General features: G+C 65.4%; 17 protein-coding genes. 1 reads left to right on the top strand and 16 read right to left on the bottom strand.

Annotated features, from left to right (window positions below):
• Nucleotides 1–26: 26 nt before the first annotated feature.
• From DMP06_RS08155 to DMP06_RS08135, 5 genes are all read right to left on the bottom strand, one after another.
• Nucleotides 27–650: an AlbA family DNA-binding domain-containing protein gene (locus tag DMP06_RS08155; protein ID WP_123209249.1), complete on the bottom strand. Its 624-nt coding sequence runs from the start codon at nucleotides 648–650 to the stop codon at nucleotides 27–29.
• A 605-nt stretch (nucleotides 651–1,255) separates the two neighbouring features.
• Nucleotides 1,256–1,465 (bottom strand): hypothetical protein, encoded by a 210-nt coding sequence (locus tag DMP06_RS08150; RefSeq protein WP_123209248.1) that lies wholly within the window; start codon nucleotides 1,463–1,465, stop codon nucleotides 1,256–1,258.
• 319 nt (nucleotides 1,466–1,784) lie between these two features.
• Nucleotides 1,785–2,975, bottom strand: coding sequence for a helix-turn-helix domain-containing protein (locus DMP06_RS08145; protein WP_123209247.1), 1,191 nt, complete (start codon nucleotides 2,973–2,975; stop codon nucleotides 1,785–1,787).
• Nucleotides 2,963–3,925 (bottom strand): ParB/RepB/Spo0J family partition protein, encoded by a 963-nt coding sequence (locus DMP06_RS08140; protein WP_245962436.1) that lies wholly within the window; start codon nucleotides 3,923–3,925, stop codon nucleotides 2,963–2,965. Before DMP06_RS08140 ends, DMP06_RS08145 begins: the two co-directional genes overlap by 13 nt.
• Nucleotides 3,918–4,700 carry a ParA family protein gene (locus tag DMP06_RS08135; protein ID WP_123209245.1) on the bottom strand — a complete coding sequence of 261 codons (783 nt, stop codon included), beginning with the start codon at nucleotides 4,698–4,700 and terminating at the stop codon, nucleotides 3,918–3,920. Before DMP06_RS08135 ends, DMP06_RS08140 begins: the two co-directional genes overlap by 8 nt.
• A 607-nt stretch (nucleotides 4,701–5,307) precedes the next feature.
• On the opposite strand from DMP06_RS08135, the gene DMP06_RS08130 reads away from it, so the two are divergent.
• On the top strand, nucleotides 5,308–6,486 hold the full coding sequence (locus DMP06_RS08130; protein ID WP_123209244.1) for a hypothetical protein: 1,179 nt from the start codon (nucleotides 5,308–5,310) through the stop codon (nucleotides 6,484–6,486).
• 411 nt (nucleotides 6,487–6,897) lie between these two features.
• On the opposite strand, the gene DMP06_RS08125 is transcribed toward DMP06_RS08130, so the two are convergent.
• The 11 genes from DMP06_RS08125 to DMP06_RS08075 all read right to left on the bottom strand — a co-directional run bounded on the left by DMP06_RS08125 (nucleotide 6,898) and on the right by DMP06_RS08075 (nucleotide 14,047).
• Nucleotides 6,898–7,677, bottom strand: a complete 780-nt coding sequence (locus tag DMP06_RS08125; RefSeq protein WP_123209243.1) for a hypothetical protein — start codon at nucleotides 7,675–7,677, stop codon at nucleotides 6,898–6,900.
• A 1-nt stretch (nucleotide 7,678) separates the two neighbouring features.
• On the bottom strand, nucleotides 7,679–8,518 hold the full coding sequence (locus tag DMP06_RS08120; protein WP_148042516.1) for a hypothetical protein: 840 nt from the start codon (nucleotides 8,516–8,518) through the stop codon (nucleotides 7,679–7,681).
• The gene (locus DMP06_RS08115) at nucleotides 8,515–9,249 is read right to left on the bottom strand and encodes an ABC transporter ATP-binding protein (protein ID WP_123209241.1); all 735 of its coding nucleotides are present in this window, start codon (nucleotides 9,247–9,249) and stop codon (nucleotides 8,515–8,517) included. The genes DMP06_RS08120 and DMP06_RS08115 overlap by 4 nt, the downstream gene beginning before the upstream one ends.
• Nucleotides 9,250–9,358: 109 nt before the next feature.
• Nucleotides 9,359–9,685 carry a helix-turn-helix domain-containing protein gene (locus DMP06_RS08110; protein ID WP_123209240.1) on the bottom strand — a complete coding sequence of 109 codons (327 nt, stop codon included), beginning with the start codon at nucleotides 9,683–9,685 and terminating at the stop codon, nucleotides 9,359–9,361.
• A gap of 9 nt (nucleotides 9,686–9,694) precedes the next feature.
• Nucleotides 9,695–10,249, bottom strand: a complete 555-nt coding sequence (locus DMP06_RS08105) for a hypothetical protein (protein WP_148042515.1) — start codon at nucleotides 10,247–10,249, stop codon at nucleotides 9,695–9,697.
• A 160-nt stretch (nucleotides 10,250–10,409) separates the two neighbouring features.
• Nucleotides 10,410–10,928: a hypothetical protein gene (locus tag DMP06_RS08100; protein ID WP_123209238.1), complete on the bottom strand. Its 519-nt coding sequence runs from the start codon at nucleotides 10,926–10,928 to the stop codon at nucleotides 10,410–10,412.
• On the bottom strand, nucleotides 10,925–12,097 hold the full coding sequence (locus DMP06_RS08095) for a relaxase/mobilization nuclease domain-containing protein (protein ID WP_123209237.1): 1,173 nt from the start codon (nucleotides 12,095–12,097) through the stop codon (nucleotides 10,925–10,927). Before DMP06_RS08095 ends, DMP06_RS08100 begins: the two co-directional genes overlap by 4 nt.
• 11 nt (nucleotides 12,098–12,108) lie before the next feature.
• The gene (locus tag DMP06_RS08090; RefSeq protein WP_245962435.1) at nucleotides 12,109–12,498 is read right to left on the bottom strand and encodes a hypothetical protein; all 390 of its coding nucleotides are present in this window, start codon (nucleotides 12,496–12,498) and stop codon (nucleotides 12,109–12,111) included.
• A gap of 277 nt (nucleotides 12,499–12,775) precedes the next feature.
• Nucleotides 12,776–13,039, bottom strand: a complete 264-nt coding sequence (locus DMP06_RS08085) for a helix-turn-helix domain-containing protein (protein WP_123209235.1) — start codon at nucleotides 13,037–13,039, stop codon at nucleotides 12,776–12,778.
• 93 nt (nucleotides 13,040–13,132) lie between these two features.
• Complete coding sequence (locus tag DMP06_RS08080; protein WP_161957867.1) at nucleotides 13,133–13,549, bottom strand: YjdF family protein; 417 nt, start codon at nucleotides 13,547–13,549, stop codon at nucleotides 13,133–13,135.
• A gap of 243 nt (nucleotides 13,550–13,792) precedes the next feature.
• A complete protein-coding gene (locus DMP06_RS08075) occupies nucleotides 13,793–14,047 on the bottom strand; it encodes a helix-turn-helix domain-containing protein (protein WP_123209233.1) in 255 nt (84 codons plus the stop codon).
• Between the last annotated feature and the right edge of the window lie 39 nt (nucleotides 14,048–14,086).

Raw genomic sequence — 14,086 nt, 5'->3', positions numbered from 1 at the left:
CGGAAAGGCCGATTATCCAACACGCATCATCCTTGGTGACCATAGGAGCTCCTTCGCTTTCGCCTGCTATCTAAGCAAGAAAGATTATAGGAAAAGTCCCAGTATCCAAAGCGGTCTAACACAACGCTCAAGCGGGCCAGCTCTTCTTTGCTGAAGTCGTCCATGCTTGCATCCGGCAAGGGAAGCGACGAGTAATCGAGCTGTCCGATAGTCGAAAGGCGCGTGATTATCTCGTACGGGTACATGGGGACGCTTTCCGGGGATCCGTCTGCTTTGATTAGCCTCCGTAGGATCTTCCCGTCCCTCGAGGCAACGATCGCCGTAGATTTCGGCACCTCGAGGGCCATAACCCGCACGCCCTCCTCGTCCGGCGATCCATCCGCGGCGAGCCGCAGCATGGTGGCTCGGGCGGGGACGGGAGGCATCGTCTTGTTTGACACGAGTGCCGAAAGCCCCGTGGCATCAGCGTGCGCTTCATGGATGCCGGTAGGCGTGCCGTCGTCCTCGACGCCTAGGTACAGGACGCCTCCGTCGGTGTTGCTGAGGGCGACCACGGTGTCGACGAGCTCGCTGTCCGGCAACCTCTTCAGATCGCTCTTGAATTCGCAGCCGAGGTCCTCTTTTTGGGGAATTTCGCGCTTGCCTGTCATAGACGTCCTTCGGTGGTAGTGCGGTGGTGTCCTGATAATGGAATATTATCAGGACATGTCCCGATAATTATAAGACCTGTCCTGTTGCGATGGAGGTTTTCATCCAATGCGTATTTTGAGGCGGCAGGCGCCTACGGAGATGCCCTGATTTTGCCAGACCCAATCTGCGCCACAGCACCTTATTTGGGCGCATCGCCGACAAGGACAGTCAAATCCTTCATGCAAAGAGTTCCTTGCCATTCGAAGACGCTTGGCGCTCGACCGCGCGCAAAAGGACCTCCTGATTTCGGATGCGGCGCTCCAATCGGCTTCATAGCAAGAAGCCGATCGAAGGCCAGAAGCCCGCCCGTGCGCGGCGGCTTGCAGCGAGTCCAAGGGCGACAAGCGGGGATGGAGTCTCGGATAACTGTCGTCCGATTTATCCGGCTTAATCCGGATTTATCCGGCTATTTATCCCAAAAAAACCGATAATCGCAGGTGAAGCGCGGTTTCGCATTCGTCAAATTATCCGGAACGGTTCCGCCGAGCATCCGCGAGGCTGCCGTGCGGAAATCCTGCGGAGACCGGAAAAGCGGCGTTTAGGCCACAGGGAAAGATTCTCGTTTTCACGCCTCTACCCAGGCGCCATCTAGTTCCGCCGCGCAGCTCTCGAGCACGCATCTCACGGCGGCTATCTCCGACGGGGTCACGCGCCCCCCGTCCGCCTTCTCCTCGAGCATCGCGAGGATCGACGCCGCGCCTTCGATACGCTCGGTCGAGCGCACGATTGCGTCAACGGATTCTTTGGGTAGGGTGTTCAATGGGGTGCCTTTCATAGGGCGTCCTTTCCTAGGCGCTCGTCACCGAGGGAAGGAGGCCTCAGAGGCATGAAGAGAGAGGCATCCACCTCAGTTGTCACGCTGTCGGGAAATGTACGCCAAATACCCAAAACGGCAGATGCCCCTCTGTCCGGTATTTGGCGTACGAATATTCAATTAGCGTGACCGTCTCATTATAAGCGCAACCCTCCCGTCCCTACGGAAAATCCGCGGGGCGGGCGCTGTTCCGGCCCGCAGTCGGGAAGAGGTCGGCGGGGTTTTTACATGAACCTGAAGACGGCCCTGAAGAGCCATCGGGCGAAGCGCACGGCAATCCTCACGACGCGACCCTCCTTCCCGCGGCTGTGCCGCCCTCCATCGAGTCGCACAGGGCGAGGTAGCGCCCGTAGCGCTCCTCGCACGCCTCCATGTGCCTCGCGAGCGCCTCATCCGCCTCGCATTCCGCCTCGAACTCCTCCCTCGACGCCCCGGGATTGCGATCGTAGAGCAGAGACAGGATCACGCTGCGCCGCGCGGCGACCCTGCGCCAGAGCTTCGCGAACCCCGGGTCCGCCTTCGCGAGGCCCTTCATGTCGAGGGGCTCCCCGTCGCATCCCAAGGCGTCCGGGGGTATGGGATCGTCCGACCACACGGGCATGCCGTCGTCGCCCTCGAGCCACCTCGCCAGGTTCTTCGCCAGCCTGCCGTCGTCGCCGTTGCGAGCGCGGTAGCTCTCGGCGTATGCGGCGTAGGCGTCCGCAATCTGGCCCGGCAGGTAGCCCTCCGCGACCCTCTTCTCCCAAACTGCGAGGCAGGACCTCTTGAACCTGAGGGATGCGACAGGCTTGATCGACATCGCGCAGAGCCTCTCGAACTCCTCGGGGAACTCGCCTCTCCTGTAGGGCTCGAAGCCGCCGCCTCCCTCGTCCCCGGCTTCCCGCGGGGAGGAGGATAGGGGCTGTTGATTGGATTCAGGGGCTTTATCCCATGAGTAATTAATAGCGCCGGATTCTCCAGATCTGGGTTTTCCGGATATGGCTTTCCCGGATGTGGCCGGACCAGATACGGATTTTCCCATTCTGGGGACAACCTGGGCTTTCTCGGCGTCGCAGCCTTCCTCCGCGGCATCGCGCGCCTTCGGGGCGCGGTCCTTGCGGACGAACTCGGAGAGGATCGCGAAACCCTCCGCGCGCAGCTCCTCGGCCACGGCGTCGTGCATCGCGGGGTCGTCGAGCGTGATCCAAGTGGCCTCCTCGGCCTTGAGGAACCTGCCCGCCTCCCCGCGCCTGCGGGCGCGGATGATGTAGCCCGCTGACTCGAGCTCCTTGATGCCGGCGGACACCGAGTCGACGCCGTCCTTCACGAGCGAGGCGAACCCCCGGATGGTGAAGACCCACTCGGGGTTGCCCTCGAGAGAGCGGATCTGGCAGTAGATGCCCTTCGCCTTGAGCGACAGCTCGCGGTCGAAGAACACCGTGTTCTCGACGTGGGTGAAGGAGCCCTTGCCCCTGTGGATCACATTGCCCACGGGTCCCCTCCCTTCCCCCGGGCGGCGCGCTTGCGCTCGGCCTGCTCGAGCAGCTCGAGGGCGCGCACGACGCGGGCCTCGACCTCCTCGCGGCTCGCCGACGGCCTGAAGAACCGCGCGATGCTCCTCTTCGGGATCCTGAACGACTCGACCTGGTTCGGCTTCTCCTCCTCCATGATCGAGCGGATGAGGGCCTCGCCGAGCTCGCCCTCCTGCGAAAAGCGCTTCATCTTCAGGGCCTGCGAGTGGGACGGAGTGCAGGCGTTCTCCCGCATCGCGTCGAGGAGCGTCTCCTGCTCGCGCCGCGAGAGGTAGCTGACCTCGACGGCGGGGAGCATCCGCATGCGCCCCTCGTCCACGAGGTCGAGTATCCCCGGGACGAGGTGGGTGAGCCTGATGTAGCGCCTCACTTTGCCGCTGCTCACGCCGAGCTCCTCGGCGAGCACGTCCCTGGATTTCCTGCCCTTCAACTTGTGTTCACTTTGGACACAAGTCAGGTCGGTGCGCTCTCCCTGGCGCCGCATCGCCTCGAGCCTCATGGAGTACGCGAAGGCGCGCTCGCTCGGAAGGATGCTCTCGCGCTGCAGGTTGGAGTCGACCATGGCGATGACGGCCTCGTCCTCTGTCATCTCCCTCACGATGCACGGAACCTCTGCGAGGCCGGCGAGCTCGGCGGCGCGCTTGCGGCGGTGCCCGCTCACTAGCGTGTACCTGCCGCCGTCCCCCGGGATCACGGTCAGGGGGACGAGCACGCCGTTCTCCGCGACGCTCTCGGCGAGCGCCTCCATATCCTCGTCGTCGGCGACTCGGAACGGATGGTTCGGGAACGGGTCGATGAGGCCGAGCGGGACCGACGCCACGGACCCGGCCGCCGCGGAGTCGCGCTCCTCCTGGGACGTGAACAGGTCGTCGATGCTCGGCAGCGGCACCGCCGCCCTCCTCCTAGCCACGGCGCACCTCCTCCGCGAGGCGGGAGAACGACGCGGCGACCTTGCCATCGGGGTCGTATGCGAATACGCTTTCACCCGCAGCGGCCGCCTCCGCGGCGGAAACGGCGCGGGGCACCACGGTCTCGAAGACGCGGTACGCCTTCCCGTACTGGCCTCTGACGGTGCGTTCCACGTCCCTGGCGAGGTTGTTGCGGGAGTCGTAGAGCGTGACGAGGATGCCCTCCACGGAGAGGCCGGGGTTTATCTGCCTCCTGACCCGCGCCACGGTCTTCAGGAGGCCGGTCATGCCGGATGCCGGGAGGTATTCGGCGGAAACCGGGATGAGGACGCTGTCCGCGGCGGCCAGTGCGTTGATGGGGATTATTCCCAGGGTGGGCGCGCAGTCGACGATGACGTAGTCGTAGTCCGACTTGATGGGCGCGAGCCAGGCGCCCATCATCCGCTCGCGGGACATCGCCATGAACACCGCCATCTCCATGGCGGCGAGCTCGATGTTGGAGGGCATGAGGTCGACGCCCTCGCGGTGGCGGAGCATCCCCGCCGCGGGGTCGTCGTCCGAGCCCGCTATCGCGGCGGAAAGGTGGGTGGCGAGGGTCGTCTCAAGCGAGTCCGGGTCCCTCCATCCGAGGGACTTCGTCAGGTCTCCCTGGGGATCGGCGTCGACGAGGAGCACCCGGCTCCCCGTCCTGGCGAGCGCGACCCCCAGGCTCAGCGCCGTGGCGGTCTTGGCCGTCCCTCCCTTCTGGTTGGCGACGGCTATCGTCCTGCATGTCATCTTTCTTCCTCCCATCTGCGGCGCTGCCGCGTCTCGGGAGGTCAGGAGGTTTCGGAACCGCAGTCGGGGGCGGGGCCTTGTCGCCCTGCGGCCTTCGGCCGACCGTCCGCGCGTTCGCGTATCTCTTTCGGGAACGGTCGTCCCCATGCGGAATACGCGGTTGGAAAGCGCGGGAACTGGACTGGAATTTCCAGTGTTTCTCCCGTTTCGCAAACCCATCCCACTGAGGGTGCATGAATAGAGAAAAGCTCTCTGACGTGGGATTATTTAGAAAATGGATTTGCAAGGGAAGTTAGCGGAACGTGCCACCCAAAACATTGGGAAGCTTTTGCCTTACCACTTGGCCACACCCGCTTGAATGCCGCTAACGGCAAGAAGCTATTATAGCGCATCGGGAGAGGATATCGCCGACAATCCTCTCCGCTTCCGCGAAGGTGACATTTCGCTTGAGCGCCGTCTGATATTATGGATGTACTATTTCCTGCAGAAAGGGATGCCAGTGACAACGATCCTCTAAATCCGAGCGACGACCCGTCAGACGTGGACGTGCAGCCCGGGCGATGCGCCCGCGGCGGAGCGCGCCCCGAACCGGAAAAGAGGACCGTGTATGAACCGCCACGAAACCGGGCGCGACGACTGCGCCCATGACCACTCCATCCAAAACCAGCCCGTCATGCATGACGAAGGATTTCCGTTTCCGACGGCCAAAGTCGCTGCACTACGCGTCATGACCGCGGAATCGCTGCGAGGCGTCGTCTTTTTGGAAGGCGGCCTCGTTCCCTGGATGACATCGGGATGCGATTCCGGCAGGCCCCACGGCGACGTCGACTTCTCGGTGCATCTGGCCGACATGCCCGTCGTCAGGGAATGGCTCGCGCGCGAGGGGCTCTACGACCGCGCGCTCGACTCCCTCGATCTCGCATGCAACGCGCCGCGGGCGGACTTTGGGGTTCATGCCTCCATCGAGGGCGTGCCCGTGAGCTTCTGCCCGTTCTATTTCGACGGCGGCGCCCTGGTACAGCGCAACGCCGCGCTCGCGTGCTTCGAGGGGTTCGACGCCCTCTTCGAGGCGCGGATTCCCGGCATTTCCGAGGGGGACTTCGTTGAGGTGCGCGAGCTCCCCGGCATGGGCGCCGTCGGGATCTCGACCCTGGAGTCCTGCCGGGCGGCGAAAGCGGCGAGCGGTAGGCCGAAGGACGAGCGCGACATCGCGGAGATCGACCGCATGGGATACGATTCCGCAAGGCTCGCGCGCATGGAGGCCGCCTTCTCCGGGATGTCGGTGGAATGCGTCGCCTTCTCCGACCCGAGCGCGGAAGCGGCTGGCGGCGGCGGAACGGAAGCGGGTGGCGCCGACGAGGCTTCGCACTGGGTCGCCGGCGTGCTCGCGGCGGCGCGGGAACTCCCGCGGGAAGAAGGCGCGTTGCTGTTCCGGTCATGCGCCTCCGCGTGCATAACCGGGAGGGGTCTGCTCGGGCATTTCGAAAGCGCGCGCGACGTCGCCGGAGGCGACATCGACTCCTTCTTCGAGCTGCTGGGGTCCGCGCCCGGCGTGTCGGCCGAGGTCGTCGAGCCCGGCCGCATCTGGGCGATGGGCTACTCGAGCTGCACGTGTCCGCTCGTCGCCACGGGCCTGACCCGCGACCCCTCCCTCTGCGAATGCTCGCGTCAGAGCGTCGCGTTCGTGCTCGGGCGGCTGTTCCCCGAAGGGCGATTCGACGTGCGGGCCGGCGGGACGATACTCGCGGGCGGGAGGAGCTGCGACTTCCTGATAAGCAGGGTCTGACCCGTCCGGGGCGCACGACGGCGCTGCGACCATGGAACACATCGACCTCATAGCCGCGAGGATGGAGGAGGCGCGCTTCCTGCGCACAAAATCGATCTTTTCAGCGGCATCCACTCTTCCCGTTCCTCGGTGACGTGCGCGTTGAACGCAAGACTCAGCTAGGAAGGACGCTTCTCGGCTGAGGATCGAAAGGTTCGCCAGGTGCCTGGTCCTTCGCCCTCAAAAACAGCCGCGTAATGCGCCAAAGCCATCCGCGACGGCTCCCAGAAGCAGCTCCCTACTCGCTTTCAGGAGAAGACAATCCGGCCAGCCCCAAAGCCTCCGATCGGGCGATTGGCGTATGGCGGCCCGTAGGAAACCGGTGCCGGAGCCAGACCGATCGCCGTCGCGCTGCCTAGCGGCTCTCCGACCTCACGCCCTCGCTCGCCTTAACAGCCCCGCATAGGACAGCGCCAAGCAGGCAGCAAGGGCGGCCAATCCCACCAGAAGCAGTTCGAGCGTCCCGTTCCAGCCAACACCGGACACCATAGCGAGCGCCCCCATCGGCGTCTGGAACCATGCGTTCGGGAGGGACACTTGAGCAATGAAGCCGGCAACCGTGGATACGACGAGAACGCCGGCAGCCACGGGGCCAATCCCAACGATCAGAAAGATCGCAAAGCAGAAAGCCACGTACCCTATCGCCACCAGGCAAGCAGCGCAAAGCCTTGGGGCGAGCATCTGCGCGATCCCGGCATCGCCAAACTCCCCGGAGACGCAGAAAGCCCCCGCACGTATCACGGTGGCGAGTACGAAGGGAACGACGACGGCGCTGCAGGAAACGACGAATTTTGACAGGAGCCACCCCGCTTTGCCGACTCCTCGAGCGAAAGCGACGACCGCCCCGCCGCTCCCAAACGACTCTTTAAGCATCAGATGCGAAATCACGATAGCCGCCACGGGCATCACGGCGGCATGGGCCAGGCATGCAGCCACCACCGCTTCGCCAGCAGAGCAGCCAGACGTCTCCACGGTATATGAGGGATCGGGCAGGAATCCGAGCATCGCGTAGTCCGAAGACGGCACGGCGGCCCATGCCCCCGCTCCAGCAAACAGATACAGGGCGGCAACGACAGCCCACCACGTGACGACGGCGGCGGGCACCCCGCACGAACAAGCGATGCGCAAATCGGAAAATACAGGGAGAGACACTCTACACCTCCCTTATCCTCAGAGCGACGCCGGCAACGGCGAAGGCCAGGGCGCATGACGCAACGGAGTAGACCGCAGGGGCGAGAAGCCCCGTCCCTTGCGCGCATAAAGACGACACGTTCATAAGATGGAACACAGGACTCAGGCACCAGGGGAAAATCGGATCGGCGGAGCTTGCGGCAACCGCCGAGCCGTACGCGCTCGGATAGCCCAAAAGCACAATCACGGCGAGCCCAAGCTGAATGATTGCAGCTCCGAACGTCCCGCGAACCACGGCGTAGATCGCCGCGGACCACGCGGCGACCGAGCAAAGCAGAAGCGCGTTCGTGCACGCGGCGAAAAGGAAGCCGGTCCAATCGGAAAGTCCCGCCGCAGCGCCGTACTGGGCCGCCTTGAAGGCGAAGGACGCGGAGCACGCCGCGACGTAAAACAAGGCGAGCGGGACGAACGACGCCAGCATCCGCGCGCATCCCGAAGCGCCGAGAGACGCCCCGCGGGCCTTCGAAACGCGCGCGGCGCCGCACCCGAAGTCGAGAGAGAACGCAGCAACGCCGTACACCGCCGCGACGGGAATCCAGAGAACGGTGTATACGAATGCGGTTCTCGCTGCGGATGCGGCAACCGCGTCGCCATCGATCACGTTTCCTATGAAGCCGATGGCGCCCCCGATGACTTCGGGAGCGCCGCCGGCCATCATGAACATGGGCCCTCCGTTCGCGTCCGCGGGAGAAGTCATGGTCAAAGCCGCAAGAGCGACGGCGATTGATGCGACGGTCACGACCGCCCGCGAAGAGCAGATCTTTCTAGCCTGGGCGGCGACAACGCCTCCGACCGCCGTCATCTTCCACCACCCCGCCTCGCAAAAGAAGCGTAATAGCGTTCGAGCGACCCTCCGCGCGCTTCGATCTCTGACGCGGTGGCGCATTCGACGAGCCGCCCTTCGGAAAGGACGATATAGTCGGTCGCCACCTCGGACAGCTCGGAGAGGATATGGCTGGAAACGAGCACGGTCACGCCGCGCTCTCGATTGAGGCGCGAGATGAACTCGCGCACCTCGAGTATCCCCGTGGGGTCGAGCCCGTTCACCGGCTCGTCCATGACCAGAAGGTCGGGGTCGCCCAGCATGGCGACGGCGAGATCGAGGCGGCGCTTCATCCCCATGGAGAACGCGCGCGCCCGCTTCCCTCCGGCACCGGCAAGCCCCACCTCGTCGAGAAGCCCGCCTACGTCGGGCTTCTCCAGGCCCCATTCCATGCAGCGGACCTCGATGTTTGCCCGCGCGGAAAGGGAGGGATACGACGATGCCGTGTCGGGCATGTACCCGACGCGGCACCGCGCCTGGCGCAGCCCTGCTTCGGAGCGTTCTCCGAACAGCTCCACCGCGCCCGAGCTCGGCCGGGAGATCCCCAGGATGATTCTTATGAGCGTTGATTTGCCCGAGCCGTTCGGCCCGACGAGCCCGTAGACCCCGCCGCGCCGCAGCTCGATGTCAATCGGCCCCAGAGCATGCCCGCCGCGATACGACTTCTCTACTCCGAGCAGCCGAACGATGGGCGCCCCGTCGTCACGCATAGCTCCTCCTTCATGTATCGATTTCGATATAGTTACTGTAATACGATAACTATATCTTTAATCGACGCAAAAGCAAGAATTCGTTGGCGTGACGTTACCCTTCGCCCGGTCACTCTCCCTTGAGGTCGACCACGTAGACCCGCTCTGGGGATCGGTCGCCCTCCGCGCCCGTGGCCTTCGCCAAGGAGGCGTTGGCCCGTTCGTGGACGAGCTCCTCCAACTCGGCGTCCGTCACTCGCTTGATCAGGTCCCCCGGCTGGCATTCGAGTTCGTCGCAGATGTCGAGGAGCGTCTTCATCCGAATGGCCTTTATCTTGCCGTTCCGTATCTTCGAGATGTTCGCGGCGGTGTGGCCGGTGGCGCGAATCAGATCGGAGCTCGTCTTGCCCTTCTCCAGCAGAAGCGCTTCGAGCTCTATGATGAGGTAGCTGCCCATATCCTCCCCCTACACCAAATCGTCCACTTGCGACTGGATAAGGGAGCCGTATCTCCATACGGCCGAGAGGGAGAAGCTCACGATTGCAGCGGCGATGGCTCCCACGTCAACCGGAAGAACGGGGAAATCGACGGATGCGCTTGGTTGCACGACAAACTCGAACGGCCCCAGGATTACCGCCGCGAACCCGGGCGACGCCAGAAGCTCGACAAGGGCGTTCGCCACGAAAACCCATCCTATTACCTTGATTCGCCGAGCGTGCGCCGCGGTGAACGGGGAGCTGTCCTTGGAGATGTCTCGCGCAATGAGGCGGAGTTCGAACAGCACCGCGCCGACGGTGACGAATGCCGCCAAAACCGGTATGAAGCTGGAGCCCTGCCCTAAAGCCCCGCTCCCGTCGGACCCTTCCAGCAGCCCCGCCGCCACGAACGCGACGAACGCGACGAACGCGACCGCCGCCACGCAATCTGCCACAAGCAGCGCGGCGAAAAGCATGCTCAGGCGCTTGCCCAGGCGCACGACTTTTTCCCTCGACTCCTCTATGCTGCGAACCCTTTGCGACACGATCGTCTCCTTTGCACGATCTCGATAACCATATTGAATTTCAATTATACCGATTTCGATCGAGCAAGCCGGAAACGCCTCGAAGCGCCGACGGCACGGCCCAGAACCAGACGGGCGATCCGGCTCGCCGCAGGCGGGCGCAGCGAGCGCCGATAGTCGGTCAGAACCGGGGCGCCTCTTGCAGCCCCTCGTGCACGGCCGACATTTCGCCGAGAACCGACGGGGGGACGCCTATGGCGTCTTCAATCGGGATTGCGCCAGGCGAGACGAGCCGTGCGGCCGAAAGGACCGAAAGGGCCATCTCTCTGTAGCCGCCTGCGACATCGCACGCCCAGGACAGGGCGGCCGCGTCCACCAGCTCTCCCGCGATCCTGACGAGCACGGTCTCTCCGTCCACGGTCAGGCGGTTCAGGCGCTCCAGGTCGTCGGCGTCGGCGACGAGGAAGCTCCATCCGTCGCGCCTGCGGGCGACGGGAAGCCCCGTCGGCCCCGTCTCGTCCCGGTACGCGTCGACCGCCTCGTGGTAGTAGGAGCGCAGCCAGAGACTGTCGCCGCCCACGTCGGAAAGGTCGAGCGTGTAGTTGGTGAGAAGGTTGCCGGTCTGCGGCACGGCGTCGACGAGGTGGTCAGTGTCGAAGACGTCGATGCGCCCGCCCGCGTAGTACGCCTTCACTATCATCGTTCGTGGCCCTCCCTTCCCCTCTCGTCTCTGCGGGGCCCGGGCGCGGAGTCGTCCCGAAGGGGCTGCCGGCGCGTGGTCGTTCGCCCCGGACACGCGGGCGGCGTCGGCTGCGGAATGGGCCTGCCCGACTGCCGGGCGTAGTCGACGAGCCTTGGCGGCGCGCCTTTCGCGGCGAGCCCGTCGAGGTCCGCGGCGCACGCCGCGTGTGACGACTCGATGAGGGAGACCGCCTCGGATAGGGTCTTGAGCTCCTCCAGGTCGCCGACCTCGACCGCGCGGCGGGCGATTGCGGCTATCGCCCTCTCGCCCGCGTCCGCGATCCTGCGCGCCCCGCCCGCGCGGAACAGGGGCTGGAGCCGCTCGCGCCCGTACGACAGCCCCAGCCGCTCTCCGCTCACCTTCCGGGTCGGCGCGTCGGCGAGGGAGTAGACCCAGTCCCTCCGTGCCGCCCTCGGGGAGTTGTCCGAGACCTCCACGCCCAGCGAAGCGAGCAGGCTGCGGAACTCCGCCTCGCTGCGCGACACCGAGCGCGCCACCTTCACGCGCGCGCGGATGCCGGCCACCCAGGAGTACTCGCCGCGGTCCGCGAGCTCCCTCTCTGCCCGTCGGACGTGCTCGTCTCGGTACGTCCCGGGCGCGGGCCTCGCGTCCCGCCTCGCCGCGCGGGAGGCGACCCCGGATGGCGCAGGCGGCTCCAGCGGGGACATGCCGAGGGATTCCGCGATTCTCTGGAGGGACCTCGCGAGCGCCTTCGGGTCGGGGTCCTGTAGCCGCCTCCCCGTCTCGACGTCGGTGTTGTTCACGACCACGTGGGCATGCGGGATGCCGTTGGCGTTGTCGTCGTGGTAGACGATGGCGACCTCGTGGTTAGGGAAGCTTTCCTGCGCCCACCTGATCGCGAGCGCGCGCAGGCCGTCGAGCGAGACCCCGTCCTTCGGGTCGGGCGACACGACATAGTGCTTGTACGTGCGGGCGCGCCGCCCGCGCCACGCCGAGTCGTTGCCGAAAAGCCGGCGCGTCTCGTCCATCGCCGCGGCCCAGTCGAACGCCCTCCCGGGCTCGGGAGGGTCCAGGTTGAGGCAGTCCTCCGCGAGGGATCGGTTCTTCTTCGTGAGGTAGCGGCGGATCCCCTTCGTCGAGGTGTGGCCCGAGATGGCCTTGAGCATGGGCAAGCCGCTCACCTCCAGAGGGCGGCGAGCGCCTCGCCGGACAGCTTGGCCACCTCGCCCCGCAGGGACTCGACCGCCGGGCGCATCTCTTCGAGCTTGCGCTCCGCGCGGGCGAGCTCCTCCAGGACGTCGGGGGCGTCTATGTCGTTCGCCCTCAGGTAGTACGCGATGGCGTTGAGGGCGTGGACCGCCTGGTTGTAGTGGTGCCCCCAGCGCGTCATCTCGCGCGAGAGCTTGGCTGCGGTCGTGCGGTCGACGACCACGAGGCGAGCGCCGGTGCCGACGGAATCCGCGGGAAGCTGCAGGAGGACCCTCACGAGGTCGGAGACCGTCATGTCGAGCTCGCCTGCGAGCGCCTTGGCCGCGGCGAGCTCTCTTTCGGACATGCGCAGGTGCATCTGCTTGGGGCGCCTTTCCAAACGGCGGCTCGCCTCCTTAGGACTTGGGCGTGAAGCGGCGGAGCCGCCGCAGGGGCGCGGGGGATCCCCCGCGAGAAGCGTAGCCGAGCGCAGGCGAGGCGGAGCGCCGCCGCCTCCGGCCGGGGCGGTTTGTCCCCGGCGGGGGTACGTCCTCGTTCAGAGGGAGTGCCCCCGTTTCTCGGGCGGCGGAGGAGGCGGCCAAGAGCTGTTCCGGGTGCTGTGTACACGAAACAGGCCTCTTGCTTTGGTACGGGGTTCAGCGGCTCCCCGGCTCTTCCGCGACGCCTCCGCTTCTTATTTCGCGCATCAAATCCGCTGTCGCGAACGCCCCGATTCCCATCCCGAAGAAAACGCACAGCCTCACGAACTCGTCGACGCGCATGGCGCGCTCGCCGTTGAGGACGCGCCAGAGGCGCTTGCGGTCGACTCCCACGCGGCGTGCAAGCTCGGCAACGCTGATGCCGCGGTAGGCGCGCGCCTGCTCCAGCCGCATCACGATGCGGCCTTCGTCGTCGACCATTCCGCATTTTCCGGACGCCGCGCGATCGCATTGCTGCTGCCGGCTTGGTGGCGATGCGCTCATTTGATGAACTGCGGGGTGCGGCGATGAGCCTTAGCGCCCGCGGTGCTTTCGCTTGCGCTTCTCGGTCTTTTTCGCGAACCTCTCGCGGCGACGCTCTTCGCGGCGGGCGCGGGAAACCGCCTCGCCTTTCCCCTTCGCCGCCTCGCGCTGCTCGGCAAGAGCCTGCTGCGCCTTCGTCCCCCGGCGGGCGCTCGATCGAATCTCTTTCTCGATCATCCGGCGGAGCCGTTTGGGGTTGACCCGCTTCGCCTGCTCGACCTGGATCTGGATGCCGTCCGTGAAGCGGAGCTCCCGCCACTTGTCGCATACGAAGCGCAGGACCTCCGGGGTCGTGGGCTCCGCGCCGAACACGTGGCGGGCGACGCGGTAATCCCCCTCGCTCTCGACTTCGATGATGCCGACCCAGAACGGGTCCTCGAACCGCACCGTGAGTTTGCTCATGCTCATGTGTCCTCCTTCACGTCGCATGTGAGCATGCTCGCGCGCACGTGGAAAGCACGCGCGCTTACGTGAAGGAGGGACAACCCAAGAGGCAGGTTACTGACGGGCTTGCCGCAACGGGGCCGCCCGCATCCCGACTACCCGACGGGATCGTGTTTTTACCTTCGCCGTCAGGATACCACCGATCAGCCGCGCGAGGAATGCCGCGTGGCGGGTTGCGAAGACGGGAGGGAGGGGCTCGGGTTTCCGCTAGGGACGATGCCAAGGGGGCGCATCCAAATCAACGCCCCTCGCCGGCTTCGCCGGCACGAACATTCCGACCCCCATCCCGAAGAAGGCGCACAGCTTGACGAACTCGTCGACGCGCATTGCCCTCTCGCCGTTGAGGACGCGCCAGAGGCGTTTCCTGTCGACCCCGATGCGGCGACCAAGTTCGGCGACGCTGATGCCGCGCTCCCGCCGAGCCTGCTCTATGAGCCCGACCATGACGTCGGCGTCGTCCATTGGAGCTCGCGAAGGAAAGCCCATCCCTCCCCCTGCCGC

This window comes from Slackia equolifaciens (assembly GCF_003725995.1).
Lineage (GTDB): Bacteria > Actinomycetota > Coriobacteriia > Coriobacteriales > Eggerthellaceae > Slackia > Slackia equolifaciens.
This window is presented reverse-complemented; position numbering and strand designations above follow the sequence as displayed.

Coding starts and splice junctions, on each gene's coding strand:
- DMP06_RS08115 (WP_123209241.1), bottom strand. CDS start 9,249: ATGCGTGACGACGGGGCGCCCATCGTTCGGCTGCTCGGAGTAGAGAAG.
- DMP06_RS08095 (WP_123209237.1), bottom strand. CDS start 12,097: ATGCTCAAGGCCATCTCGGGCCACACCTCGACGAAGGGGATCCGCCGC.
- DMP06_RS08090 (WP_245962435.1), bottom strand. CDS start 12,498: ATGCACCTGCGCATGTCCGAAAGAGAGCTCGCCGCGGCCAAGGCGCTC.
- DMP06_RS08075 (WP_123209233.1), bottom strand. CDS start 14,047: ATGGACGACGCCGACGTCATGGTCGGGCTCATAGAGCAGGCTCGGCGG.
- DMP06_RS08085 (WP_123209235.1), bottom strand. CDS start 13,039: ATGGTCGACGACGAAGGCCGCATCGTGATGCGGCTGGAGCAGGCGCGC.
- DMP06_RS08110 (WP_123209240.1), bottom strand. CDS start 9,685: ATGGGCAGCTACCTCATCATAGAGCTCGAAGCGCTTCTGCTGGAGAAG.
- DMP06_RS08155 (WP_123209249.1), bottom strand. CDS start 650: ATGACAGGCAAGCGCGAAATTCCCCAAAAAGAGGACCTCGGCTGCGAA.
- DMP06_RS08080 (WP_161957867.1), bottom strand. CDS start 13,549: ATGAGCATGAGCAAACTCACGGTGCGGTTCGAGGACCCGTTCTGGGTC.
- DMP06_RS08100 (WP_123209238.1), bottom strand. CDS start 10,928: ATGATAGTGAAGGCGTACTACGCGGGCGGGCGCATCGACGTCTTCGAC.
- DMP06_RS08135 (WP_123209245.1), bottom strand. CDS start 4,700: ATGACATGCAGGACGATAGCCGTCGCCAACCAGAAGGGAGGGACGGCC.
- DMP06_RS08150 (WP_123209248.1), bottom strand. CDS start 1,465: ATGAAAGGCACCCCATTGAACACCCTACCCAAAGAATCCGTTGACGCA.
- DMP06_RS08130 (WP_123209244.1), top strand. CDS start 5,308: ATGAACCGCCACGAAACCGGGCGCGACGACTGCGCCCATGACCACTCC.
- DMP06_RS08120 (WP_148042516.1), bottom strand. CDS start 8,518: ATGACGGCGGTCGGAGGCGTTGTCGCCGCCCAGGCTAGAAAGATCTGC.